Origin of the sequence: Diaminobutyricimonas sp. LJ205, from assembly GCF_009755725.1 — a bacterium.
In the GTDB taxonomy this organism is placed as follows: Bacteria; Actinomycetota; Actinomycetes; order Actinomycetales; family Microbacteriaceae; genus Ruicaihuangia.
In genome coordinates this window covers 2582376-2606432 of the sequence record NZ_CP046619.1, presented here as the reverse complement: position 1 = coordinate 2606432, position 24057 = coordinate 2582376, and the positions used below count along the sequence as shown (strand labels likewise).

Sequence of the window (24057 nt, the reverse complement as noted above, 5' to 3'; positions counted from 1 at the left end):
GCGAGCGGGCGTCTCAGGCCGTGAGCGCCGCGAGTGCGATCCGCTCGAGCAGGGCGCGCACCGACTCCTCATCGACCCCGCCGCGCACACTGTGCGGGGTGGAGTTGATCAGGCCGAACACCGCCTGCGCCCGAATCCGCAGCAGCGCGGCATCCTCACCAGCGGTGGAGCCACCGAGCCGCTCCAGCACCCCGACCCAGAGCTCGACGTATCGCCGCTGCAGGGTACGCACGGTGTGCCGGTCGGGGGCCTCCAGACTGTCCAGGTCCCGGTCCTGCACGCGGATCACGTCCCGGTTCGACAGTGCGAACCGCACGTGAAAGGCAACGAGTCCCTCGAGCGCGGCCGCCGCATCCGGCGCGGCGTCGACCACCGCCTGCCCGCCCTCGAGCAGCGTGCGGCTGACCCCGACCAGCAGCGCCGCGAGCACTGCCTGCTTGCCGCTGAAGTGCCGGTAGACCGCCGGTCCGGTCACGCCGCTGGCGGTGCCGAGCTCCTCGATCGAGACGCCGTTGAACCCGCGCTCGGCGAACAATCCGGCCGCCGCGGTGAGCAGCGCGGCGCGACGGTTGGCCTTGGCCTGGCTGCGCATGGTGGTGGGGGTGGGCTGCGGCATCCCTTCACTATAGACATTTCAGTTAATGCTGACTAACCTGAATTCGGGTTAACAAGCATTAACCGACTGTCGATGGAGACACATGCTGCAGACTGCGATCAACCGGTCGGATGCCGCCTTCCTGCGGAACGACGAGGATCAGCGCGCTCTGGTCACGGAGCTCCGGGAACGGATGCGGCAGGCCTCACTCGGCGGACCGGAACGCTCCCGCGACCGGCATGTCGCCCGCGGAAAGCTGCTGCCCCGCGACCGCATCGACCGGCTGCTCGATGAGGGCAGCCCATTCCTGGAACTCGCCCCGCTCGCGGCCGACGGCATGTACGACGGCGAGACGCCGGCGGCTGGCGTGATCGCCGGCGTCGGCCAGGTGCACGGGCGCCCGGTCCTGGTGATCTCCAACGACGCCACCGTGAAGGGCGGCACCTACTATCCGATGACGGTGAAGAAGCACCTGCGCGCGCAGCAGGTGGCGCTCGAGAACCGGCTTCCCTGCGTCTACCTGGTCGACTCCGGCGGCGCCTTCCTGCCCATGCAGGACGAGGTGTTCCCCGACCGGGGGCACTTCGGCCGGATTTTCTACAATCAGGCGCGGATGTCTGCCGAACGCATCCCGCAGATCGCTGCCGTACTGGGTTCGTGCACCGCAGGCGGCGCCTATGTTCCGGCGATGAGCGACGAGACGGTGATCGTGAAGAACCAGGGCACGATCTTCCTCGGCGGGCCACCGCTCGTGAAGGCGGCGATCGGTGAGATCGTCACCGCGGAGGAACTCGGCGGCGGCGACCTGCACGCCAAGACATCCGGCGTCGTCGACCATTTGGCCGAGAACGACGAGCACGCGCTGGAGACTGTCCGCGACATCCTCGCCACCGTGCCGCCGCCGCTCGAACCGGCCTGGGACATCCAGCCCTCGCGGCCACCGGCCTATGACGCCGAAGAGCTGTACGGCGTGGTTCCGGTCGATGTGCAGGGACAGTACGACGTGCGCGAGGTGATCGCCCGGCTGGTCGACGGCAGCGACTTTCACGAGTTCAAGCGCGAGTTCGGCGCCACGCTGGTCACCGGTTTCGCGCGACTGCACGGGCACCCGATCGGCATCGTCGCCAACAACGGCGTGCTGTTCAGCGAGTCGGCGCAGAAGGGCGCGCACTTCATCGAACTGTGCGACCAGCGCGGCATCCCGCTGCTGTTCCTGCAGAACATCTCCGGCTTCATGGTCGGCCGTGACTACGAGGCCGGCGGCATCGCCAAGCACGGCGCGAAGATGGTCACCGCCGTCGCCACGACCCGGGTTCCGAAGCTGACCGTGGTGATCGGCGGGTCCTTCGGCGCCGGCAACTACTCGATGTGCGGCCGTGCCTATTCGCCGCGATTCCTGTGGATGTGGCCGGCCGCGCGGATCTCCGTGATGGGCGGACGGCAGGCCGCATCGGTGCTCGCCACGATCAAGCGGGACCAGCTGGATGCCGCGGGCGAAACCTGGTCGGATGAGGACGAAGAGGCCTTCCAGAACCCGATCCGCGAGCAATACGAGAGCCAGGGCAGTCCGTATTATTCGACGGCCCGGCTCTGGGACGACGGCATCATCGATCCGGCCGACACCCGCACTGTGCTTGGCCTCGCCCTCGACCTGTGTGCCCGCACCCCGATGCCCGAGCCCGGCTTCGGCCTGTTCCGGATGTGACCGCTATGTCCACCGCAGCCATGTCCACCGCAGCCATGTTCACCACGGTGCTCGTCGCCAACCGGGGAGAGATCGCCTGCCGGGTGATCCGCACGCTCAGGCGCCTCGGCATCCGATCGGTCGCCGTCTACAGTGACGCCGATCGTGATGCCCTGCATGTCCGGCAGGCCGATGCCGCCATCCGGATCGGACCGGCGCCCGCCGGCCACAGCTACCTCGACGCTGCCGCGATCGTCGACGCGGCAGTCTCAGCCGGAGCCCAGGCCGTGCACCCCGGGTACGGGTTCCTGTCCGAGAGCGCCGCGCTCGCCGAAGCCTGCGCAGCGGCCGGGCTGGTCTTCGTCGGCCCCGAAGTCGGCGCGCTCGAGGTGATGGGCGACAAGATCCGCGCGAAGAATCACGTCGTCGATCATGGCGTGCCGGTGATCCCCGGGGTGTCCGAGCCCGGCCTCGACGACGCAGCGCTGATGGATGCCGCCGCCTCCGTCGGCTACCCGCTGCTGGTCAAGCCCTCAGCCGGCGGCGGGGGAAAGGGCATGCAGGTCGTGCACTCCGCCGACGGACTCGCGGCCGCGCTCGCCGCCGCACGCCGGATCGCTGCGTCCGCATTCGGCGACGACACCCTGCTGTTGGAACGGCTGGTGACCAACCCGCGGCACATCGAGGTGCAGTTGCTCGCCGACAACGGCGGCCGGGTCATCCATCTCGGCGAACGCGAGTGCTCGTTGCAGCGCCGCCATCAGAAGGTGATCGAAGAGGCACCGTCGCCGCTGATCGATGACGCCACCCGGGCCCGCATCGGCGAGGCCGCCTGCACGGTGGCCTCGAGCGTGGGCTATCGCGGTGCCGGCACGGTCGAGTTCCTGGTGTCGGCGGATGCCCCCGACGAGTTCTTCTTCATGGAGATGAACACCCGGCTGCAGGTCGAGCACCCGGTGACCGAGCAGGTCACCGGCGTCGACCTGGTGGAGTGGCAGTTGCGCATCGCGGCCGGCGAACCGCTCACCCTCGAGCCGGTTCGTGCCCGGGGGCACGCAATCGAGGCGCGCATCTACGCCGAGCGGCCGGAGCAGGACTTCCTGCCAAGCGCCGGCCGGGTGCTCGCCCTGCGGGAGCCGACCGGCGAGGGCATCCGGGTGGACAGCGGTATCGCCGCGGGCACCGACGTGCAGATGCATTACGACCCGCTGCTGGCCAAGGTGGTCGCGCACGGCACAGACCGCGCCGAAGCACTCGCCCGGCTGGACGCCGCTCTCGCTGGCACCACCGTGCTCGGTGTGCACACCAACCTTGAGTACCTGCGCGCCCTGATCGCCAATCCAGATGTACAGGCCGGCCGGCTCGACACCACCCTGATCGACCGGCTGCTGCCCGACATGTCATTCCGGACTCCGGATGCCGCTGCCTTCGTGGGGGCCGCGTTGCACCTGCACGGGCAGATCGGCACCGGTGATTCACCGTGGCAGCAATCGACCGGCTGGCGCTTGGGCGAACCGCGGCCAACCGAGTACCGGTTCGAGGCGGCAGGTCGCGAGGTGCTCGTCCGGGTGCTCGGTGGGCAGCAAGCCGCTCAGGTCTGGGTCAGCGGCACCCCCGACGAGACCGCGGCGAGCGGCGGCGCCGGCGTCGGGGCTGACGAGACTGCCACCGCGCGGTACTTCAGCTGCGGCATCCACGGCAACCAGATCGAGATCGACGGCGTGACCCGCTCGCTGCTGATCGCCGAGGATGGCGACACAGTCTGGGTGGCGTTCGACGGGGCCACCTTCGAACTGCACCGACTGAGCCGGCGAGAGGCGCTGAACCGGGCACTCGCCGCCCGCACGGACGACGCATCGCCCAGGTCGCCCGAGGTGCGTACGCCCATGCCAGGCACCGTCACCGCGGTGCTCGTCACCGGCGGCGACCGGGTCGCGGCCGGTCAGCATCTGGCGAGCGTCGAGGCGATGAAGATGGAGCACAAGCTCACCGCCCCGGTCGCCGGAGTCCTCAGCATCACGGTCGCCGCCGGCGATCTGGTCACGGCCGGCCAACTGGTCGCCACCATCACCAATGACAATCCAGAAGATGGGGCAGGCCCACAAGGCCAGGCCCGCCCAGCAGCAACCGGGGAGAAGCCATGAGTTACGACCTGACCGACCGCCAGAAGCAACTCGTCGCCGAGGTACGGGACTTCGCCGACACGGTCGTCGCGCCCGCCGCCTACGAGTACGACACCAAGCGTGAACTGCCGTACGAGATCATCGCGCAGATGGGCGAGATGGGCCTGTTCGGACTGCCGTTCCCCAAGGAGTACGGCGGGTCGGGCGAGAGCTACTTCACGTTCTGCCTGGCCGTCGAGCAACTCGGCCGGGTGGACCAGTCCATCGGGGTGACCCTCGAAGCAGGCGTCGGACTCGGGGCAATGCCGGTGTTCCGCAGCGGCACCGAGGAGCAGAAACAGGAGTGGCTTCCGCTGCTGGCGTCGGGCACGGCGCTCGCCGCGTTCGGATTGACCGAGGCCAATGCGGGCTCGGATGCCGCGGGCACCGAGACCACCGCGGTGCTCGAGAACGGCGAATGGGTGATCAATGGCACCAAGCAGTTCATCACCAACTCCGGAACCGAGATCACCCGGCTGATCACGATCACCGCGGTCACCGGTGAGAGCCGCCGCGACGACGGATCGATCAAGAAAGAGCTGTCGGCGATCCTGGTGCCGACTCCGATCGACGGGCTCACCGTGCACCCCTCCTATGACAAGGTCGGCTGGCACACCTCGGACACCCATCCGCTGACCCTCGACAACGTGCGGGTGCCCGAGGCGAACTTGCTCGGCGAACGCGGCCGCGGCTACGCGAACTTCGTCGCCACCCTGGACGAGGGCCGCATCGCCTTCGCCGCACTGGCCACGGGCGCCGCGCAGGGCTGCCTGGACGAAGCGGAAAGCTACGCGAAGAAGCGCGTCGTGTTCGGCCGGTCGATCGGCTCGAACCAGTACATCGCCTTCAAGCTCGCGCGCATGCAGGCCCGGGTGCACGCCGCCCGGCTGGCCTATTACGACGCCGCCCGGCGGATGGGCGAAGGCCTGCCATTCAAGATGCAGGCCTCGATCGCCAAGCTGATGGCCAGCGAGGCCGCCATGGACAACGCCCGGGATGCCACGCAGATTCACGGCGGTTACGGATTCCTCAACCAGAACACGGTCGCCCGGCATTACCGTGACTCCAAGATCCTCGAGATCGGCGAAGGCACGAGCGAGGTGCAACTGATGGTCATCTCGCGTGAGATGGGATTGGACGGGGGAGGCCTGTGAACGTCAGCGAGCAGCGCGGCCTGTATTTCGAGGAGTTCGACGAGGACACCGTGTACCGGCATCGACCAGGGCGCACGGTGACCGAGACCGACAACGTGCTGTTCAGCGCGCTGACGATGAACACGCAGGCGCTGCACCTCGACGCCGCCTGGGCTGCCACTCAGCCATTCGGGCAGCGGCTGGTGAACTCGATGTTCACGGTCGCGACGGTGGTCGGGGCATCCGTCACCCAACTCACGCAGGGCACCATCGTCGCCAACCTGGGCTTCGAGCGCGTCGCGTTCCCGCACCCGCTGTATCACGGCGACACGCTCTACTCGGAGACGGTGGTCACCGCCAAGCGCCTGTCCGAGTCGCGGCCGGGGCAGGGCATCGTCACGCTCGAGCACACCGGCCGCAACCAGCACGAGGCGGTCGTGGTCACCGCGGTGCGCTCGGTGCTCGTCTGGTGCAGGGATGCCGCGCCGTGATCGGTCCCGCGCTGCTCTTCTGCCCGGCTGACCGGCCCGATCGGTACGAGAAGGCGCTCGCCGCGGCGGACGCGGTGATCATCGATCTCGAGGACGCGGTCGCTCCCGAGAATCGGCCGGCGGCGCGCGCGGCGCTGATGGGAACGCCGATCGACCCGGCGCGCACCATCGTCCGGGTGAACCCGATCGGGTCAGCCGACTTCGAATCCGACCTCGCCGCCCTCGCGAACACCGAATACGACACCGTCATGCTGCCCAAGGCGGACTCCGCGGCTGCCCTGGAGCGCCTCGAAGAGTACGAGGTCATCGCACTCTGCGAGACTGCGGCCGGCGTGCTCGCCGCGCCGGACCTGGCCGCCATCCCGAACGTGATCGCGCTGATGTGGGGCGCCGAGGATCTGGTCGCCTCCCTCGGCGGCACCGGCACGCGGCATCCGGATGGCAGCTACCGCGCGCTCGCCGTCCACGCCCGCTCGAGCGTGCTGCTGGCTGCGGGAGCGCACGGCAAGTCGGCCATCGACACGGTGCACCTGGACATCGCGGATGTCGCGGGACTTGCCGCCGAGGCGGAGGATGCCGCAGCCAGCGGTTTCGCCGCGAGCGCCTGCATCCACCCCAGCCAGGTGGACGTCATCCGGGCCGCCTATCGGCCGGACGAGGCCGCGGTGGCCGAGGCCCGCGAGCTGTTGGAGCAGGCACGGACTCACTCGGGGGTGTTCACCTTCCGCGGGCGCATGGTCGACGAACCGCTGCTGCGGCACGCCCGCGCCGTCCTGGCCCGCGCCGCCGCCATCCCCGGTGATTGAGGGCTCGACCAACGGGAAGAATCGAAACTACCCTCGCTTCTGGCAGTACTGTGGTCTGCGATGTCCGCACCAGACACTGCCAATGGCGCCAGTACACCGTTTCTTGAAATCGACCGATCCCGCTGGGCGGAGCTCGCGCCGGCAATCCCGCAACCCCTCAGCGAGACCGAGGTCGTGCAACTACGCGGACTGGGCGACGTTCTCTCGTTGCGCGAGGTCACCGAGGTATACTTGCCGCTCAGCCGGCTGCTGAACCTGTACGTCGCCGGCGCCAAGCAGCTGCACCGACAGACCCGCGCGTTTCTCGGCGAGGACTCGCCGACTACGCCGTTCGTGATCGGGGTCGCCGGTTCCGTAGCGGTCGGCAAGTCGACCATCGCCCGTCTGCTGCGTGAGCTGCTCGCCCGCTGGGACGACACCCCGCGGGTGGAACTGGTCACCACCGACGGCTTCCTGCTACCGAACGCCGAACTGGAACGCCGCGGGCTGATGGAGCGCAAGGGTTTCCCGGAGAGTTACGACCGGCGCGCGCTGCTGCGCTTCGTCAGCCAGGTGAAGAGCGGAGCTCCCGAGGTGCGGGCGCCCTTCTACTCGCACCTGAGCTACGACATCATGCCGAACGCCGAGGTCGTCGTGCGGCGACCGGACGTGCTCATCGTCGAGGGCCTGAACGTGCTGCAGCCACCGATGACCTCCCACCGCCTCGCCGTCAGCGACCTGTTCGACTTCAGCATCTATGTCGACGCGCGCACCGCCGACATCGAGCGCTGGTACATCGACCGGTTCCTGCGCCTGCAGCGCGGCGCGTTCACCAACCCGCAGTCCTACTTCCACCGCTTCGCAAGCCTCAGCGAGGAGGAGGCGATCGAGCGCGCGCACAGCATCTGGACCAGCATCAACGAACCGAACCTGCTGCAGAACGTCCTGCCAACGCGGGCGCGGGCATCCCTCGTCCTGCGCAAGAGCTCCGACCACACCGTCTCCAGCGTCCTGCTGCGCAAGATCTAAAACTGAGGCACCCCCGCAGGATGCTTACGGCCAGCGCCCCGTAGAATCGAGCCCATGTGTGGAATCGTTGGATACGTCGGTGATAACAGCAGCATCGACGTCCTCATGGGCGGACTGAAGCGCCTCGAATACCGCGGCTACGACTCCGCGGGCGTGGCCGTGCTCGACCCGGCCGGTCACATCGACACGCGCAAGCGGGCCGGCAAGCTGCAGATGCTGGTCGACGAGCTCGCCGAGCGCCCCCTCACCGACGGCCGCACCGGCATCGGGCACACCCGCTGGGCCACCCACGGCGGACCCACCGACGGCAACGCCCACCCGCACCTGGGCGATGACGGCAAGCTCGCCCTGATCCACAACGGCATCATCGAGAACTTCCACGACCTGAAGCAGGACCTGCTTGCCGACGGGGAGACCTTCACGAGCGAAACCGACACCGAGGTTGCCGCGATCATGGTCGGTCGCGCCTACCGTCAGACCGGCGACCTCTACGAGGCGCTCCGGTCGGTCGTGAACCACCTCGAGGGTGCGTTCACGCTGCTCGCCATGCACCAGGACGAGCCTGGTGTCGTGGTCGGCGCCCGCCGCAACTCGCCACTGGTGATCGGACTCGGTGAGGGCGAGAACTTCCTGGGGTCGGATGTCGCGGCCTTCGTTGAGCACACCCGCCGCGCCGCCGAGATCGGCCAGGACCAGATCGTCACCATCCGCCCGGATTCGGTCACCGTCACCGACTTCGCCGGCGCCCCGGTCGAACTGAAGGAATTCGAGGTGTCCTGGGATGCCTCCGCCGCCGACAAGGGCGGCTGGTCGAGCTTCATGAAGAAGGAGATCAGCGAAGAGCCCGAGGCCGTCGCCAAGACGCTGCTCGGCCGCGTGCACGACGGCGCCGTCGTGCTCGAGGAGCTCGAGCCGATCGGCGACCAGGTGCTGAAGGACATCGACCGCGTCATCGTGGTCGCCTGCGGCACCGCCGCCTACGCCGGCATGGTCGGCAAGTACGCCATCGAGGCATGGGCCCGGGTGCCCGTCGACGTGGAACTCTCGCACGAGTTCCGCTACCGCGACCCGATCCTGAGCGAGCGCACCCTTGTGGTGTCGATCAGCCAGTCCGGCGAAACCATGGACACCATGATGGCGGTCAAGTACGCCCGCGAGCAGGGCGCCCGCACCCTGTCGATCTGCAACACGCAGGGCGCCACCATCCCGCGCGAATCCGACGCCGTGATCTACACGCACGCCGGACCCGAGGTCGCGGTCGCCTCGACCAAGGCGTTCGTCGCGCAGATCACCGCGCTGTACCTGTTCGGACTGCGGTTGGCCGCGATCCGCGGCACGCTCGATGACAGCCAGATTGCGGCGAATGTCGCCGAGCTCTCAGCCATCCCCGACAAGCTCGAGCAGGTGCTGCAGACCAGCGAGAGGATCGGCGAACTGGCGCACTGGATGGCGGACACCCGCTCGGTGCTGTTCCTTGGCCGCCATGTCGGCTACCCGGTCGCGCTCGAGGGCGCGTTGAAGCTCAAGGAGCTGGCCTACATCCACGCCGAGGGCTTCGCCGCCGGCGAGCTGAAGCACGGCCCGATCGCCCTGATCGAGCCGGGCCAGATCGTGTTCGTGGTCGTGCCGAGCCCGCGCGACCCCCGCTCGCTGCACCCCAAGGTGGTCTCCAACATCCAGGAGATCCGTGCCCGTGGTGCCCGCGTGATCGCGATCGCCGAGCAGGGTGACGCCGCGGTGCTGCCGCACGCCGACGAGGTCATCCAGATCCCGCTGGCCGGCGGAATGTTCGAGCCGCTGCTTTCGGTTGTGCCGCTGCACATCTTCGGCATGGAACTCGCCAACGCCAAGGGTCTCGACGTCGACCAGCCGCGGAACCTCGCCAAATCGGTCACGGTCGAGTAGGCCGCAATGATCGTCGGCATCGGGGTTGACGTGGTCGACCTCGCCCGGTTCGACCGGGCGGTTCGCCGCACCCCGGGCCTGGTCGAGCGGTTGTTCGCCGAGAGCGAACGCGACCTGCCATTGCGCTCGCTGGCCGGCCGGTTCGCCGCCAAAGAGGCGCTCATGAAGGCCCTCGGGGAGACCGCCGACATCCGCTGGCACGACATGGAAGTGATCACCGACAGCGAGGGCAACCCGTCCTTTCGCCTCGGCGGCGTCGCCCGCGAGATCGCCGAGCGGCGCGGCATCGCGCACGTGCACCTGTCGATGGCCCACGATGCCGGAATCGCGATCGCCTACGTGGTGACCGAGTCGTGAGCGGCGAGTTCCGCCAAGCGGTCATCGACCTTGGTGCGATCACCGAGAACATGGCTGCCCTGCGCCGCACCGCAGGCACGGCGCACGCGATGGCCGTGGTCAAGGCCGACGGGTACGGTCACGGCGCCCTACCCGCCGCGCATGCGGCGCTCGACGGCGGCGCCGACTGGCTCGGCGTCGTCGACCTGACCGAGGCATTCCGGCTGCGGGATGCCGGCATCACCACTCCGATCCTGACCTGGTTGCACGGCCCGAACACCGATTTCGCTCCGGCAATCGCCGCGGACATCGACCTCGGCCTGTCTTCGCTCGAGCAGCTCGAGCGCGCCGCGGCCGCGGGCGTGGCATCCGTGCACCTGAAAATCGACACCGGGCTGGGGCGCAACGGACTGGCACCGGATGACTGCGCCCCCGTCTTCGCGCGCGCGGCTGAACTCGAACGGGCCGGCCGCATCCGGGTGCGTGGACTGTTCAGCCACCTCTCGAACACCAGCCCTGCCGACGATGCAGCCCAGGTCGCCGAGTTCGAGCGCCAGCTGGATGCCGCGCACGCCGCGGGACTGCAGCCCGAGCTCCCGCATCTTGCGGCGAGCGGCGCTGCGCTGCGGCTGCCGGCGTCCCGGTTCAGCATGGTGCGTCTCGGGGTCAGCATCTACGGACTCTCACCGTTCGTCGGGGTCAGCTCGGCTGAGCTCGGGTTGCGGCCGGCGATGCAATTGCAGGCGTCGGTCGCCGCCATCCGTCGGGTGCCCGCCGGTCAAGGTGTGTCCTACGGGTACACCTTCCGCACCGAGGCGCCGACCACGCTCGCGCTCATCCCGCTCGGTTACGCCGATGGGGTGCCGCGGCACGCGTCGAACCGCGCGCCGGTGTCGATCGGCGGTGTCACCCACACGATCGCCGGCCGGGTGGCGATGGACCAGTTCGTCGTCGACGTCGGCGACTCCCCGGTCAAGGTCGGCGACCGGGCGGTGCTGTTCGGCGACCCGGCCGACGGCGTGCCGTCCGCCGATGACTGGGCAGAAGCCTGCGACACCATCAACTACGAGATCGTCACCCGAATCGGCGCCCGGGTGGCGCGCAGCTACCGCTCATGAGACTGACGATTGACACGCCCGAGGCGATGGAAGCCCTCGGCGCCCTGCTCGCGACCCAGCTCCGCGCGGGTGACCTGGTCGCCCTGAACGGCGAACTCGGTGCGGGCAAGACCACCCTGACGCGCGGACTCGGCGCCGAGTTGAACGTGCGCGGTACGGTCACCAGCCCGACCTTCGTACTCGCGCGCACCCATCCGCGCGCCGACGGCGCCCCGCTGGTGCACGTCGACGCCTACCGGCTATCGACCGCGATGGAACTCGACGACCTCGACATCGACTTCGAGAACTCCATTTCGGTGGTGGAGTGGGGTGCCGGCTTGCTGGACGGGCTCACCGACTCCTGGCTCGAGATCGACATCGTGCGCCCGGTCGGTGGGATCGAAACCGAGGAGGGCGTCGAACCCCGCGAGGTCACCATCACCGGCCACGGTCCCCGCTGGTCCGACCTGAGTTGGCTGGCGCCCGCCTAAGCTTGATTCCGTGCTTCTCGCGATCGACACCTCCGCCGGAACGAGCGTCGCCGTCGTCGACCGCGACGGCGGTGTCCTCGCCGAGCACTCCACCGAGGACACCCGCAGCCACGCCGAAGTGATCGGCAGCCTGATCGAGAAGTGCCTCACCGAGTCCGGCACCACGGTAACCGCCCTGTCCGGTGTCGCGGTCGGCATGGGCCCCGGCCCGTTCACCGGCCTCCGCGTCGGCATCGCCGCCGCCGAAGCCTTCGCCTTCGGGGCGGGCAAACCCGTCGTCCGCGTGGTCAGCCACGACGCGATCGCCTGGGGCCAGACCGAGCCGGTGCTGGTGGTTACCGACGCCCGGCGCCGTGAGGTGTACTGGTCGGCGTACAGGACACCGGATGCCGCGGGCCTGCCCGTGCGGGCACAGGGACCCTCGCTCACCAAACCCGATGACCTCGCCTCAGTCGTCACCGAACTCGAGTCCTACCGCCGGATCGACGCCGCCTTCGTCTCCGCCGGCGCCCTCGGCATGCTCGCCGAGACCATGTTCGTGAACCAGCGACCCTTCGCCGGCCGGGAACCGCTCTACCTGCGCTCACCCGATGTCACGCTGTCCACCGGACCGAAGCGGGTGACCGGATGACCTGGCTGCTGCGCACCGCGACCGCCGCGGACATCGACGGGATCATGGCCCTCGAAACCAGCATCTTCGAGAGTGACGCCTGGTCCACCGAGAACATGACCGACGAGGTCACCGGCGATCACCGCTACTACCTGGTTGCCGTCACCGAGGCGGGCGTCATCGAGGGCTATGCCGGGCTGCTCTCCCCGCTTCGCGCTCCCGACGCGGACATCCAGACCATTGCCGTCGCCCCCTCTGCCCGCCGCCACGGCCTCGGCCGGACGCTCATGCTTGCGCTCATCAACGAGGCCCGTCGCCGGGGCGCCGAGCAGGTCTTCCTCGAGGTGCGCGCCGACAACCCCGGAGCCCAGACCCTGTACACCTCACTCGGCTTCGATCGGATCGGCGTGCGCGCCGGGTACTACCAGCCGGACAACGTGGACGCGATCATCATGCGACTGCGTGTGCCCGACACGGAGGTGACCCCGGCATGACGCTTCGACAGGCTCAGGGAGGGGTGGGCACTGGCCCGCTCGTCCTCGGCATCGAGACCAGCTGCGACGAAACCGGAATCGGCCTCGTCCGCGGCAGCACCTTGCTGGCGAACACCATCGCCTCCTCGATGGACCAGCACGCTCGCTACGGCGGCGTCGTTCCCGAGGTCGCCGCCCGCGCGCACCTTGAGGCGCTCACACCCACCCTGACCACGGCGCTGGAGACCGCGGGAGTGTCGCTGCACGACGTGGACGCCATTGCGGTGACCAGCGGCCCTGGCCTCTCCGGTGCGCTCATGGTCGGCGTCGGCGCAGCGAAGGCGCTGGCGGTGTCGCTCGGCAAGCCGCTCTACGGGGTCAACCACCTGGTCGGCCACGTCGGGGCCGACATCCTCTCCGGAGATGACGTCGAATACCCGACGGTCGCGCTACTGGTGTCCGGCGGGCACACCTCGCTGCTGCTGGCGCGCGACCTGACCAGCGACGTCGAGTTGCTCGGCGAGACCATCGATGACGCGGCAGGGGAGGCGTTCGACAAGGTCGCCCGTCTGCTTGGGCTGCCCTACCCGGGCGGTCCGGAGATCGACAAGGCCGCGGCATCCGGTGACCCGAAAGCGATCCGCTTCCCGCGCGGGCTGAGCCTGCCGAAGGACATGGAGAAGCACCGCTACGACTTCTCGTTCTCCGGCCTCAAGACCGCCGTCGCGCGCTGGGTCGAGCAACGGCAGGACGCCGGTGAGAACGTGCCGATCGCCGACGTCGCGGCGAGCTTCCGGGAAGCCGTCGTCGACGTGCTCGTCACCAAGGCGATCGCGGCGTGCACCGACCTCGGCGTACCGCGACTGCTGCTGGGTGGTGGCGTGGTCGCAAACGCGCGGCTCCGCGAGGTGGCGATCGAACGAGCGGATGCCGCGGGCATCGCCCTGCGCATCCCTCCGTTGTCGCTCTGCACCGACAACGGCGCCATGATCGCCGCACTCGGAGCCCAACTGATCGAGGCCGGACACGCCCCCTCCGGGCTCGATTTCGGGGCGGACTCCACACTCCCGGTGACGAGTATCCAAGCATGACGGGGTTGCGACGCGCCGCTCAGTTTCGTTGACACCCCTGTTACGCCGGTGGGACGATGGCCCAAACACCAAGGAGTTTCACTGATGACAATGCCCCCTGCCGCCCCGCCACCGCCGTACCAGCCCGCGCCAGTCGGCCAGAAGTACAACGTTCTGTCGATCATCTCGCTGGTGACGTCGATTGTTGGCATCTCGCTTGCGGGGATCATCTGCGGTCACATCGCGCTCAGCCAGATCAAGCGAACCGGTGAATCCGGTCGCGGGATGGCGATCGCCGGCCTGATCGTCGGCTACATCGGTCTCGTCGTGGGCATCATCACCGCAATCGCGTTTGCGGTGTGGTTTGCGAACTTCGATCCCAACGACTTCAACGACCTGAACAACCTCAACTCGCTCCGCTAGTAGAAGGAACTCCAATGAGCACCGTTCCACCAGTCCCGCCCAGTGAGAACGACCCCGACCGGGTTCCACCCGTTCCTCCGGCAGACACTCCCGCTGAGCAGCCTTCCGCCCCGTACACTCCGCCGGCAGACCCGTACGCGGTGCCCCCGGCCGCGCCGTCCACAGGCGGCGCAGTCCCCGGCACGCTGCCCGGCTCCACGCCCCCGGCGCAGCCGACCCAGCCGTACGGCCAGCCCAACCAGCCGTACGGCCAGCAGCCGAATCAGCCTTACGGGCAGCCGAACCAGCCGTACGGCCAGCCGGCCTATGGGCAGCCCGCGTACGGCGCTCCGGGCGCTACGAGGCCCCAGACGCTCAGCGTGGTGTCGATGATCACCGGTATCGCCGGCATCATCTTCACCTGGGTGCCGATCCTCGGCTTCCTCTCCTCGGTCGCCGCGGTGATCACCGGTCACATGGCACAGAACCGCGAGCCGCACGCCAAGCCGTTCTGGCTGACCGGCATCATCACCGGCTACATCGGCATCGCGTTCGGATTGCTATTCACATTCCTGATTCTCGTGCTGCCGTTCCTGGTGCTCGGCTCGATTCCGAACTCCAGCTTCTAGTCTCGATCGGCCAGCAGCGCCACCCTCTTCTCGCCCAGTCGGGTGAGGATGAGGGTGGCGTTTTGCGTTCCCTTGAGGCCGAGCTTGCCGCGCAGCGAGGCGGGGTCGATGTCGACTCCGCGTTTCTTGATCTCGAGCGTTCCGATATCTCTGCTTGCCAGTTCCTTTTTCAGTGAGCGGATGTCGAGGGGCAGTGTCTCCCGGATCCTGAAGCGGCTCGCGAACGGGGTGTCCGCGCGCGCATCGCTGGTCAGGTAGGCGATCGTCGGATGCAGCATCCGTGCGCCCAGCTGACGGGCCAGGTCGCCGATCAGGCGGGCACGGATGACGGCGCCGTCCGGTTCGTAGAGGTACTCGCCGAGCGGGCCGGTGTCGGCATCGGCGCTGTCTTCCGAGGCGGTCAGCTCGGCGCTGCCATGGGCACCGATGACGAGGGCGGCGCGACCGATCCCCGGCCGTGCGACCGCGCCGAACCACAGCCCCAGCTCGACGACTTCGTGGTCGACCGACACCCACTGCGCCTCACAGTCGGCGGGGATCAGGTCGCGGTCGATGCCGGGGCCGAGCTTGATGCCGGTCGGATAGTGCTCGGCCAGGCCGAATGCGAAGTCCAGGGACGGCGACCAGTCCGCGGGGTCCTTCAGCCTGACTTTCTCGGACCGTCGCGCCGGGTCCAGCCAGACGCCGCCGATACCGGCCAAATCGACCTCCTCGGCAGCGGCATGCTCAACACGCGCGCCGGTGAACGGAGCGAGGTTGTAGGTGGCGACCGCCGCGGTGACCTCGTCGAGCTCAACCGCGGTGACATCGATGTCAAGGGCGGCCAGAGCCATCGCGTCCGCGCCGATGCCGCAGCCCAGGTCGGCGACCCAGTGCACCCCGGCGCGTTGGAACCGGCCGGCGTGCAGCGCGGCCACCTGCAGGCGCGTGGCTTGCTCCAGGCCGGCCTCGGTGAACAGCATCCGGTCGGCGAAGTCGCCGAACTTGGCCCGTGCCCGGCCGCGCAGCTTGGACTGGTTCAGTACCGCGGCGACGAGCCCGGGGGAGTGGCCGGCTTTCCGAAGATCGGCCACCATCCGCACCACGTCGGCGGAGCTCTCATAGGGCGGCAGGGCGTCCAGCAGCCGAAGGCCCTCCAACGAAAGCACTTCGCGCAGTTCCGCGGCATCCATCTGGTTATCCTCCCACTCGGTCTCGGCCGGCTCGACCAGGCGCCCGTTGATCGAGCCTGCCGAGATCTCGAAGGTGCTCGACCAGCGAAACGGTTGGCACTCACGTTGCACGAGTGCCAACCCTTTGCCTACACTGGGTTTTGGCACACTCGATGTGAGAGTGCTAACCCCGGATTTGTCTCAGAAAGAAGAGGTCAACCGTGTCGGTCTCCATCAAGCCGCTCGAGGATCGCATCGTCATTCGTCAGGTTGAGGCGGAGCAGACTACTGCTTCCGGTCTCGTCATCCCTGACACTGCGAAGGAAAAGCCCCAGGAGGGCGAGGTCGTGGCAGTCGGCCCCGGCCGCATTGACGACAACGGAAACCGCGTGCCGCTCGACGTCGCCGTCGGTGACAAGGTGATCTACTCCAAGTACGGAGGAACCGAGGTCAAGTACGGCGGCGAGGACCTGCTCGTGCTTTCCGCTCGCGACGTGCTCGCGGTCATCGTCCGCTAAGACGATCTGCGAGAGTGAAGGCCCGGTGGTTCGCCATCGGGCCTTCGTCATTCCCGGAACTTTCCACGCATAGGCTTGATCGATGACTTCTTCTCGAGATCCGGCCATGGACCGGCGGTCTGGCATCGGATTCGCGATCGGCGCGTACGGCCTGTGGGGCGTGCTGCCGGTCTACTTCCTGCTGCTGGCCCCCAGCGGGCCGGTCGAGATTGTTGCCTTGCGAGTCGTACTCTCGCTGGTCTTCTGCGCCATCCTGCTCAGTGTCACCCGCGGGTGGCGCGCGTTCGCTGCGATCGCCCGCAACAGGCGACTGCTGGCGGCGATGGCCATCGCCGGTCTGTTCATCGTGATCAACTGGCTCGTCTTCGTCTACGCCGCCTTGAATGGCCAGATCCTCGAGACATCCCTCGGCTACTTCCTCAACCCGGTGGTGACGGTGCTGCTTGGCGTGCTGGTGCTCGGCGAGCGGCTGCGGCCGCTGCAGTGGGCTTCCGTCGCGCTCGTTGTCGTGGCGGTGCTCGTCATCGCGATCGGCTATGGGGAGGTGCCGTGGATCGCGCTCATCATCGCCGCCTCGTTCGCCCTCTACGGCTTCGTCAAGAAGAAGGTCGGGTCTCAGGTCGACGCGATCAGCGGGCTCACACTGGAGACCGCATGGCTGACCCCCGCGGCTATCGTCACGCTCATCGTGATGGGCTCGATGGGCGGACTGACCCTGGGCACTGCGGGTCCCGGGCATGCCCTTCTCCTGCTCGGCGCCGGCGTGGTGACCGCCGTGCCGCTGCTGTTGTTCGCGGCCGCTTCGCGCCGGCTGCCGCTCACCTGGATGGGCATGACCCAGTACCTGGCACCTGTGCTGCAGTTCCTGTTCGGGGCATTCATCCTGCAGGAGGACATGCCCCTCGAGCGCTGGATCGGCTTCGGGCTCGTCTGGGTGGCGATCATCGTGCTGAGCATTGACATGTTCCTGTCTGCGCGACCCCGCCGCGCCTCCGTCACACCGGCGTGACGGCTGGCTAGTCTGCCGGTGTCCTCAATCGCACCGGAAGGCTTCCGCATGCCCCGCACGTCCCTGATCACCGCCCTCGCGTTCGCCGCAGCGATCACCGGAGCGCTCGCCGGGTGCACTGCCGAACCCGCTCCCGCCCCGAAGCCGAAACCGACGCAGTCTGCGCCCGCTGCGTCGGGTGACGGCGTGCTCCGCATTGGCACGCAGACGGATGCCGCCGCCGGCGGTGCCGCAATCGTTGCGGCCGTCGAACTGGCCGTTCGCGAGATCAACGATGCCGGCGGCGTGAACGGGGCGCCCGTGCAGGTCATCCACCGCGGTGTCGCTGAAGCGGCCTCGGCCGACCTGGTCGCGCGCGGTGTCGACGTGATCCTCGCCGAGATCGGCGCGGAGTCGTCCGACGCCTTCGTCATCCCGATCTCCGGGTCGGAATCCCCGGACGAGGGGATGGCCACCCGACTCGCGCAGATGGACCCGAACGTCGACAACTTCACCGGGGCGGCCCTGTCGGCGTATGACGAAGTCGTGCGCATCGCGCTCGCAGCCGTCATCAGCGGGGACGACGGGGCGGCCTCGCTCGACTTCGGCCTGGCCGCGATCGACGCCGGCAGCACCGATTGCACAAGCTTCGGCGAATGCAGCGCCGCTCACACCGACGGGTTTCCGTTCAAGTACGCCCGCGCGCTCTGATCTCGGCGAAATACGTTCGGATCCCGCAGGTTAGCGGCGTTCACCGCCGAGTAACGCAATATTTGTTACACCGATGTAACCCTCATGTATTGTGCCGGGCCCAATCACTCAATACCGTTGCGTAACGGCAGTGCGGCCCGTGCTGACGTGTTCTGTGATTACACACACTAGGAGCAACATGAGTGTTCTTATGAAGGCCCCAGCATCCCGCTCACGCACGCTGAGGGCAGCATTCAGCGGCCTCGCCTTGTTGGGCGCGAGCGCGTTGGTCCTGAGCGGCTGTGCCGCTCAGACCCCGGACGAGGAGCCAGGCGGCGACACAGGGGCGCGCGACCTGACTCTTAAGGTCGGCACAGCGCTGCCGCAGACCGGAAACCTGGCCTTCCTCGGCCCGCCCGAGAACGCGGGCGTCGCTTACGCAGCATCCCAGATCAACGAAGCCAATGTCGGCATCACCATCGAAATCATCGAAGGTGACTCCGGCGACACCGACAACAAGGCCTATGAGACCGAGATTCCCCGCCTCCTGAGCGAGGATGTATCGGCCATCATCGGTGCCGCGTCGTCGGGAACCTCGCTGCAGTTCATCGACCAGGTGATCGGTGAGGGTGTCATCCAGTTCTCGCCGGCGAACACATCCGACGCATTCACCACGTACGAGGACAACGACCTGTACTTCCGTACTGCGCCGTCCGATGTGCTGCAGGGTGAGGTGCTCGGCAACGAGATCGCCGCGGACGGCCACCAGACGCTCGGCATGCTCGTGCTGAACGACTCGTACGGCACTGGACTCGCCAAGTACACGCAGGAAGCGTTCGAAGCCGCCGGCGGTGAAGTGGTCGCACAGCCGACCTACAACACCGGTGACACCAGCTTCGACTCGCAGCTCAGCGAACTGCTGGCGGCTGACCCGGACGCGATCGCCCTGATCACGTTCGAAGAAGTCAAGACCATCCTGCCGAACCTCTTCGGCCAGTTCCCGAGCGAGAACCTGTACTTCGTCGACGGCAACCTTGCCCAGTTCGGCGAGCAGTTCCCGCCCGGTTCACTCGAGGGCGCGAAGGGAACCTTCCCCGGCACGAACGTCGACGACCTGGCCGACTTCACCTCAGAGCTGAACGAGTTCTGGCAGGCGGAGGGCAACCCGGCGCTGACCGAGTACACCTACGGCGCCGAGTCGTACGACGCGGTGATCCTGCTGGCTCTTGCTGCTCTGAAGGCAAACTCGATCGTGGGCACCGAGATCGCTGCGGAGCTGCAGTCGGTCTCCGGCGGCGGTGAGGACGGCGAGAAGTGCACGACGTTCCAGGAGTGCGCGGACATCATCCTCGAGGGTGGAGAAGCCGACTACGACGGCATCTCGGGCCCGATCACCTTCAACGAGGTGGGCGACCCGACCGAGGCCACGATTGGTATCTACCAGTTCGGCCCGGACAACCGGTACACCGCGGCGGAGTAACCTCCACCGCAACCTCGAGGGGCCCCGGCGAAAGCCGGGGCCCCTCTTGTGTCGCATAGCCGCTGGTCGAGCTTGCCGAGACCGGTCCTGGCAAGCTCGACCAGCGCACAGCAAGAGAGCCCCGGCGTACTCGCCGAGGCCCTCAAGTTCTTGTGCGGCAGCTACTCGCCGAGCGTGCCCAGGTACAGCCCGATCACCTTCGGATCGTGCAGCAGGTCCCGGCCACTGCCGTGGTAGGCGTCGCGGCCCTGGTCGAGCACATAACCGCGGTCACAGATCTGCAGGCAGCGGCGCGCGTTCTGCTCGACCATGATGGTCGTCACACCGGCCTTGTTGATCTCGGAGACGCGGATGAACGCCTCATCCTGCCGGACCGGCGACAGACCGGCCGATGGCTCGTCAAGCAGCAGCACCTCGGGCCGCATCATCAGCGCCCGCGACATGGCGACCATCTGACGTTCACCGCCGGACAGCGAGCCGGCACGCTGGCTGAGCCGCTTGCCGAGCTCCGCGAAGATGCCGACGACGAACTCGAGTTGCTCCTTGTATGCCTTGGGGCGCTGGTAGAGCCCCATCTGCAGGTTCTCCTCGATCGTCAGGCTCGGGAACACGTTGTTGTTCTGCGGGACGAAGCCGACGCCGCGGGCGACGAGCTTGTTGGCCTTCAGCCCGGTGATGTCGGTGCCGTTGAGCAGAATCTCGCCCTCATGCACCTTCACCTGCCCGAAGATGGCCTTGAGCAGCGTGGACTTGCCGGCGCCGTTAGGGCCGATGATGCCGATCAGCTCGCCCTTATGGGCGACCAGGTTCGCGCCCTTCAGGATGTTCACGCCCGGGAGGTACCCCGCGACGATGTCCTTGGCCTCGATGACCGGGGCGCCGACGGGGGCGGGAGCCGGCGCTGCGGCCGGGGCAGTGCTGGTCACTTGGTCGTCTCCTTCTCGTCGGTCTCACCCTGGGTGGAGACCTCTTCGACGTCGGCGAGCAGAATCTCCGCTGCCTCGGTCATCTCTCCTTGCACTCGTCCAGTCACCACGCCGAGGTCGACGTCCTGGTGGGCACCGAGGTACGCGTCGATGACGGCGGGATTCTTCATGACCACGTCCGGTGGTCCCTCGGCGACGAGTTTGCCCTCGGCCATGACGAGCACCCAGTCGGCGATGTGCCGGACCATGTTCATGTCGTGCTCGACGAAGAGCACCGTCATCCCCTGGTCCTTGAGGTCCAGGATGTGGTCGAGCAGCGACTGGGTGAGCGCGGGGTTCACGCCTGCCATCGGCTCATCCAGCAGCACCAGCTGCGGGTCGCACATCAGCGCGCGGGCCATCTCCAGCAGCTTGCGCTGTCCGCCGGACAGGCTGGCCGCAAAGTCTTCCTTCTTGTCATCCAGCTTGAACCGGGTCAGCAGTTCGATGGCCTTGTCGTCGAGGTCGGCCTCCTGCTTGCGCCAGAACACTGGAAACAGGCTCGCGAAGAATCGCTCACCGGCCTGGTGGCGGCCACCGAGCTTCATGTTCTCGAGCACGGTGAGCAGTGACAGCACCTTGGTCAGCTGGAACGTGCGCACCTGGCCGAGCCGGGACACCTTGAACGACGGGACACCCGACAGGGCGGTGCCATCGTAGGTCCACTGCCCGCTATCCGGTTTATCGAACCCGGTGAGCAGGTTGAACAGGGTGGTCTTGCCTGCCCCGTTGGGGCCGATCAACGCCGTGATCGCGTTGCGTGGGATCTCGACGTGGTCGACATCGACGGCGGTCAAACCGCCGAAGGTGCGGGTGACGTTGTCCGCGACGATGATCGGGTCAACCTTGGGCACACCGGGGACGAAGTCCCCGCGGTGCAGGCCGGTCGTCTTGGCGCGGGCGGTGGGAGGGACCGTGTTACTTGACAAAGGTCAGCTCCTTCTTGTTGCCGAGGATGCCCTGCGGCCTGAATATGACGAGCAGCATGAGCGCCACGCCGACGATGATGAACCGCAGGGTCTGCGCCTGCACGACCGACATGAACGGCAGGACACCGGACTGGACGAGCGCGGGGAGGACGTTGCTCAGGAAGGTTTGCACGAGCCAGAAGATGACCGAGCCGAGAATCGGACCGAATACCGTCGCAGCACCACCGAGCAGGAGCGCCGTCCAGACGAAGAAGGTCAGCGACGTCACGTAGACGCCGGGGTTGACCGAGGACGGCAGCGCGTACACGACACCACCCAGGGCGCCGAAGATGCCGCCGAGGACGAGTGCCTGCATCTTGTACGAGAACACGTTCTTGCCCAGCGCGCGCACGGCATCCTCATCTTCGCGAATGCCCTTGATGACTCGGCCCCATGGGCTGCGCATGAGTGCCCAGACGATCGCGGCGGCGAGGATGACGAAGACGATGCCGATGATGCGCACCCACCAGCCGGTCTCGTTGTAGACCCACGGCCCAAACCCGTAGGTTCCCGGCGGGATCGGGTTCGAGGCGCGGAAACTGGTGTGGTACCCGCTGAGCCCGTCGGCGGAACCGGTGAACTCATCGAACGTCGTCGTGAGGAACAGCAGTCGGACGATTTCCGCCGCCGCGATGGTCACGATCGCCAGGTAGTCACCGCGCAACCGCAGGGTTGGAATGCCCAGGATGAACGAGAAGACCACGGAGGCGGCGAGCCCGAGCAGGATGCCGAGCCACCAGGGGAAACCGAAGGTGAGTACGGAGATGGCATACCCGTAAGCGCCGATCGCCATGTAGGCGGCGATACCCATGTTCAGCAGGCCGGCGTAGCCGAAGTGCACGGCCAATCCGATGGCTGCCAGTGCGTAAGCGATCGTCGCCGGCCCGAGGAGGGATGACGCCGTGTTGGAGAAAATCTGCAACCAATCCATGTCGGGCCTCCCTAACCAATTCTTTCTTTGCGACCCAGGATGCCCTGTGGCCGGACGAGCAGGATCACAACGAGCAGTCCGAGCGCACCGACGTACTTCAGGTCCGACGGGATCCACAGAGTGGACACTTCAACGAGGACGCCGACGATTATCGAACCGAGCAGCGCGCCGAACGCCGTGCCCAGACCGCCCAGGGTGATGCTCGCGAACACGAGCAAGAGGATCTGGGCGCCCATGTCCCATTTGATGCCGGGACGGAAGTAGGCGTAGAGGATGCCGGCAAGACCGGCCATCGCTGCCGAGATGATCCACACCCAGCGCACCACCCGGTCGACGTCGATTCCGGATGCCGCCGCGAGCGACGGGTTGTCCGAGATCGCGCGGGTCGCCTTGCCCATCCGTGAGTAGAGCAGCCACAGTGCGAAGACCACCAGCACGATGACACTCATCGCCATGCTGGCGACGTCGATCCAGCTCATGGTCACGGCGCCGAAGACGTTGAACTCTGCTTCAGCCGACCCGGGCAGCTGCAGGGTGCCGCCGCCGATGTAGTACTGGAAGACATAGCGCAGCGTGAGGGACAGGCCGATGCTCACGATCATCAGCTGCACAAGCCCGAGGCCTTTATGTCGGAGCGGGCGCCAGAGGCCGGCATCCATTGCCCACCCGAACACGCCGCTGATGATGACCGCAAGCGGAATGGCTGCGAGCAACGGCACACCAAGGTTCGTGCCGAGCAGGAACGCGACAATCGCGCCGAAGGTCACCATCTCGGCGTGCGCGAAGTTCGCGAGGCCGGTCGTGCCGTACACGAGTGAGGCGCCCACTGCGGCGAGACCGAGCATGAGGCCGAAGTTCAGGCCGTTGAAGAGTCGTGAGACGAGTTGGTCGAAGAAGCTGGTGACGTTTCTTTCGCCCTCGCCGATGAAGAAGTTCATCGTGACCCGCCCGCCAGGACCGATCTCGACCTCCTTCTCATTGGGACTGTCGTCTGCGCCGGTTTCATCGACCACGGCGATGCCCTCGGGCAGAGTCGACTCGACGAGGGTCACCGTGTACTCGGCCCGCTCGGGCACGCCAACGCGCCACTGGCCTTCGGCGTCGGTCTCCACCTCGAGATCCACGCCGTCCCCGGTGACCGTGATGAGGACATCTTCGAGCGGTTCACCGTCCAACTGGACGTTGCCGCTGATCTTGTATGGCTCTTCGGCACCGACCTCATCGGCGTGCGCGGGCGGCGCGGCCGAGAGCATGATCAGTGCTGCAAGCAGAGCGGTGAGGACGAGGAGCACCATGCGGAACACACGGGTCATCGTCTGGCGAGCTGATTCCACAGGACCTCCATGACGCCAGTTGGGTGGGTAGTTCCGCTGTGACTGGCGTGTCGTCGTCGTTGACGTTACTTCTCGGTTGTGACGACAGTGTTTCAGGGAAATCACTACCGCTAGAGGACATTATGGACTGCTTGGAATAG

Annotated in this window: 25 protein-coding genes; 19 read left to right on the top strand and 6 right to left on the bottom strand. The window is 67.4% G+C overall.

The window, feature by feature from the left end:
• Positions 1-13 precede the first annotated feature (13 nt).
• On the bottom strand, positions 14-616 hold the full coding sequence (locus GO591_RS12700) for a TetR/AcrR family transcriptional regulator (protein ID WP_157157155.1): 603 nt from the start codon (positions 614-616) through the stop codon (positions 14-16).
• 82 nt (positions 617-698) lie between these two features.
• Between GO591_RS12700 and GO591_RS12695 the strand changes: the two genes are divergently transcribed.
• From GO591_RS12695 to GO591_RS16085, 15 genes are all read left to right on the top strand, one after another.
• Positions 699-2300 carry a carboxyl transferase domain-containing protein gene (locus GO591_RS12695; protein ID WP_157157154.1) on the top strand — a complete coding sequence of 534 codons (1602 nt, stop codon included), beginning with the start codon at positions 699-701 and terminating at the stop codon, positions 2298-2300.
• Between the two features lie 5 nt (positions 2301-2305).
• Positions 2306-4423 (top strand): ATP-binding protein, encoded by a 2118-nt coding sequence (locus GO591_RS12690; protein WP_198295473.1) that lies wholly within the window; start codon positions 2306-2308, stop codon positions 4421-4423.
• Positions 4420-5595 carry an acyl-CoA dehydrogenase family protein gene (locus GO591_RS12685; protein ID WP_157157153.1) on the top strand — a complete coding sequence of 392 codons (1176 nt, stop codon included), beginning with the start codon at positions 4420-4422 and terminating at the stop codon, positions 5593-5595. Before GO591_RS12690 ends, GO591_RS12685 begins: the two co-directional genes overlap by 4 nt.
• Positions 5592-6065: a MaoC family dehydratase gene (locus GO591_RS12680; protein ID WP_157157152.1), complete on the top strand. Its 474-nt coding sequence runs from the start codon at positions 5592-5594 to the stop codon at positions 6063-6065. The genes GO591_RS12685 and GO591_RS12680 overlap by 4 nt, the downstream gene beginning before the upstream one ends.
• Positions 6062-6871 (top strand): HpcH/HpaI aldolase/citrate lyase family protein, encoded by an 810-nt coding sequence (locus tag GO591_RS12675; RefSeq protein WP_304506149.1) that lies wholly within the window; start codon positions 6062-6064, stop codon positions 6869-6871. Before GO591_RS12680 ends, GO591_RS12675 begins: the two co-directional genes overlap by 4 nt.
• Positions 6872-6931: 60 nt before the next feature.
• A complete protein-coding gene (coaA, locus tag GO591_RS12670) occupies positions 6932-7879 on the top strand; it encodes a type I pantothenate kinase (protein WP_157157150.1) in 948 nt (315 codons plus the stop codon).
• Positions 7880-7933: 54 nt separating this feature from the next.
• Entirely contained in the window at positions 7934-9784 is a 1851-nt protein-coding gene (gene glmS / locus GO591_RS12665) for a glutamine--fructose-6-phosphate transaminase (isomerizing) (protein WP_157157149.1), read from the top strand.
• A 6-nt stretch (positions 9785-9790) separates the two neighbouring features.
• A complete protein-coding gene (locus GO591_RS12660; RefSeq protein WP_157157148.1) occupies positions 9791-10141 on the top strand; it encodes a holo-ACP synthase in 351 nt (116 codons plus the stop codon).
• Positions 10138-11238 carry an alanine racemase gene (gene alr / locus GO591_RS12655; RefSeq protein ID WP_157157147.1) on the top strand — a complete coding sequence of 367 codons (1101 nt, stop codon included), beginning with the start codon at positions 10138-10140 and terminating at the stop codon, positions 11236-11238. Before GO591_RS12660 ends, alr begins: the two co-directional genes overlap by 4 nt.
• A complete protein-coding gene (tsaE, locus tag GO591_RS12650) occupies positions 11235-11708 on the top strand; it encodes a tRNA (adenosine(37)-N6)-threonylcarbamoyltransferase complex ATPase subunit type 1 TsaE (protein ID WP_198295472.1) in 474 nt (157 codons plus the stop codon). The genes alr and tsaE overlap by 4 nt, the downstream gene beginning before the upstream one ends.
• A gap of 10 nt (positions 11709-11718) precedes the next feature.
• Positions 11719-12339, top strand: a complete 621-nt coding sequence (gene tsaB, locus GO591_RS12645) for a tRNA (adenosine(37)-N6)-threonylcarbamoyltransferase complex dimerization subunit type 1 TsaB (protein WP_157157146.1) — start codon at positions 11719-11721, stop codon at positions 12337-12339.
• Complete coding sequence (rimI, locus tag GO591_RS12640) at positions 12336-12812, top strand: ribosomal protein S18-alanine N-acetyltransferase (RefSeq protein ID WP_157157145.1); 477 nt, start codon at positions 12336-12338, stop codon at positions 12810-12812. The genes tsaB and rimI overlap by 4 nt, the downstream gene beginning before the upstream one ends.
• Positions 12809-13882 (top strand): tRNA (adenosine(37)-N6)-threonylcarbamoyltransferase complex transferase subunit TsaD, encoded by a 1074-nt coding sequence (gene tsaD, locus GO591_RS12635; protein ID WP_157157144.1) that lies wholly within the window; start codon positions 12809-12811, stop codon positions 13880-13882. Before rimI ends, tsaD begins: the two co-directional genes overlap by 4 nt.
• A gap of 84 nt (positions 13883-13966) precedes the next feature.
• On the top strand, positions 13967-14284 hold the full coding sequence (locus GO591_RS12630) for a DUF4190 domain-containing protein (RefSeq protein WP_157157143.1): 318 nt from the start codon (positions 13967-13969) through the stop codon (positions 14282-14284).
• Between the two features lie 14 nt (positions 14285-14298).
• On the top strand, positions 14299-14892 hold the full coding sequence (locus tag GO591_RS16085) for a DUF4190 domain-containing protein (protein WP_157157142.1): 594 nt from the start codon (positions 14299-14301) through the stop codon (positions 14890-14892).
• Here GO591_RS16085 and GO591_RS12620 read toward each other — a convergent pair.
• Positions 14889-16064: a THUMP-like domain-containing protein gene (locus GO591_RS12620; RefSeq protein WP_157157923.1), complete on the bottom strand. Its 1176-nt coding sequence runs from the start codon at positions 16062-16064 to the stop codon at positions 14889-14891. The two genes, GO591_RS16085 and GO591_RS12620, sit on opposite strands and share 4 nt — an antisense overlap.
• A gap of 200 nt (positions 16065-16264) precedes the next feature.
• Between GO591_RS12620 and groES the strand changes: the two genes are divergently transcribed.
• From groES to GO591_RS12600, 4 genes are all read left to right on the top strand, one after another.
• Positions 16265-16561, top strand: coding sequence for a co-chaperone GroES (gene groES, locus GO591_RS12615; protein ID WP_123519617.1), 297 nt, complete (start codon positions 16265-16267; stop codon positions 16559-16561).
• Positions 16562-16643: 82 nt separating this feature from the next.
• A complete protein-coding gene (rarD, locus tag GO591_RS12610; RefSeq protein ID WP_157157141.1) occupies positions 16644-17570 on the top strand; it encodes an EamA family transporter RarD in 927 nt (308 codons plus the stop codon).
• A 48-nt stretch (positions 17571-17618) separates the two neighbouring features.
• Positions 17619-18260 (top strand): hypothetical protein, encoded by a 642-nt coding sequence (locus GO591_RS12605; RefSeq protein WP_157157140.1) that lies wholly within the window; start codon positions 17619-17621, stop codon positions 18258-18260.
• Between the two features lie 178 nt (positions 18261-18438).
• Entirely contained in the window at positions 18439-19719 is a 1281-nt protein-coding gene (locus GO591_RS12600) for an ABC transporter substrate-binding protein (protein WP_157157139.1), read from the top strand.
• Positions 19720-19880: 161 nt separating this feature from the next.
• Here GO591_RS12600 and GO591_RS12595 read toward each other — a convergent pair whose 3' ends face one another.
• Genes GO591_RS12595 through GO591_RS12580 form a run of 4 tightly spaced genes read right to left on the bottom strand, consistent with a single transcriptional unit; the run spans position 19881 to position 23878 of the window.
• On the bottom strand, positions 19881-20645 hold the full coding sequence (locus GO591_RS12595; RefSeq protein ID WP_157157138.1) for an ABC transporter ATP-binding protein: 765 nt from the start codon (positions 20643-20645) through the stop codon (positions 19881-19883).
• The gene (locus tag GO591_RS12590) at positions 20642-21613 is read right to left on the bottom strand and encodes an ABC transporter ATP-binding protein (protein ID WP_157157137.1); all 972 of its coding nucleotides are present in this window, start codon (positions 21611-21613) and stop codon (positions 20642-20644) included. Before GO591_RS12590 ends, GO591_RS12595 begins: the two co-directional genes overlap by 4 nt.
• Entirely contained in the window at positions 21603-22583 is a 981-nt protein-coding gene (locus GO591_RS12585) for a branched-chain amino acid ABC transporter permease (protein WP_157157136.1), read from the bottom strand. Before GO591_RS12585 ends, GO591_RS12590 begins: the two co-directional genes overlap by 11 nt.
• Positions 22584-22594: 11 nt before the next feature.
• Positions 22595-23878 (bottom strand): branched-chain amino acid ABC transporter permease, encoded by a 1284-nt coding sequence (locus tag GO591_RS12580; RefSeq protein ID WP_157157922.1) that lies wholly within the window; start codon positions 23876-23878, stop codon positions 22595-22597.
• Positions 23879-24057 lie beyond the last annotated feature (179 nt).

Coding starts and splice junctions, on each gene's coding strand:
- GO591_RS12700 (WP_157157155.1), bottom strand. CDS start 616: ATGCCGCAGCCCACCCCCACCACCATGCGCAGCCAGGCCAAGGCCAAC.
- GO591_RS12695 (WP_157157154.1), top strand. CDS start 699: ATGCTGCAGACTGCGATCAACCGGTCGGATGCCGCCTTCCTGCGGAAC.
- GO591_RS12690 (WP_198295473.1), top strand. CDS start 2,306: ATGTCCACCGCAGCCATGTCCACCGCAGCCATGTTCACCACGGTGCTC.
- GO591_RS12685 (WP_157157153.1), top strand. CDS start 4,420: ATGAGTTACGACCTGACCGACCGCCAGAAGCAACTCGTCGCCGAGGTA.
- coaA (WP_157157150.1), top strand. CDS start 6,932: ATGTCCGCACCAGACACTGCCAATGGCGCCAGTACACCGTTTCTTGAA.
- glmS (WP_157157149.1), top strand. CDS start 7,934: ATGTGTGGAATCGTTGGATACGTCGGTGATAACAGCAGCATCGACGTC.
- GO591_RS12660 (WP_157157148.1), top strand. CDS start 9,791: ATGATCGTCGGCATCGGGGTTGACGTGGTCGACCTCGCCCGGTTCGAC.
- tsaE (WP_198295472.1), top strand. CDS start 11,235: ATGAGACTGACGATTGACACGCCCGAGGCGATGGAAGCCCTCGGCGCC.
- rimI (WP_157157145.1), top strand. CDS start 12,336: ATGACCTGGCTGCTGCGCACCGCGACCGCCGCGGACATCGACGGGATC.
- tsaD (WP_157157144.1), top strand. CDS start 12,809: ATGACGCTTCGACAGGCTCAGGGAGGGGTGGGCACTGGCCCGCTCGTC.
- GO591_RS12630 (WP_157157143.1), top strand. CDS start 13,967: ATGACAATGCCCCCTGCCGCCCCGCCACCGCCGTACCAGCCCGCGCCA.
- GO591_RS16085 (WP_157157142.1), top strand. CDS start 14,299: ATGAGCACCGTTCCACCAGTCCCGCCCAGTGAGAACGACCCCGACCGG.
- GO591_RS12620 (WP_157157923.1), bottom strand. CDS start 16,064: ATGGATGCCGCGGAACTGCGCGAAGTGCTTTCGTTGGAGGGCCTTCGG.
- rarD (WP_157157141.1), top strand. CDS start 16,644: ATGACTTCTTCTCGAGATCCGGCCATGGACCGGCGGTCTGGCATCGGA.
- GO591_RS12605 (WP_157157140.1), top strand. CDS start 17,619: ATGCCCCGCACGTCCCTGATCACCGCCCTCGCGTTCGCCGCAGCGATC.
- GO591_RS12600 (WP_157157139.1), top strand. CDS start 18,439: ATGAGTGTTCTTATGAAGGCCCCAGCATCCCGCTCACGCACGCTGAGG.
- GO591_RS12585 (WP_157157136.1), bottom strand. CDS start 22,583: ATGGATTGGTTGCAGATTTTCTCCAACACGGCGTCATCCCTCCTCGGG.
- GO591_RS12580 (WP_157157922.1), bottom strand. CDS start 23,878: ATGGTGCTCCTCGTCCTCACCGCTCTGCTTGCAGCACTGATCATGCTC.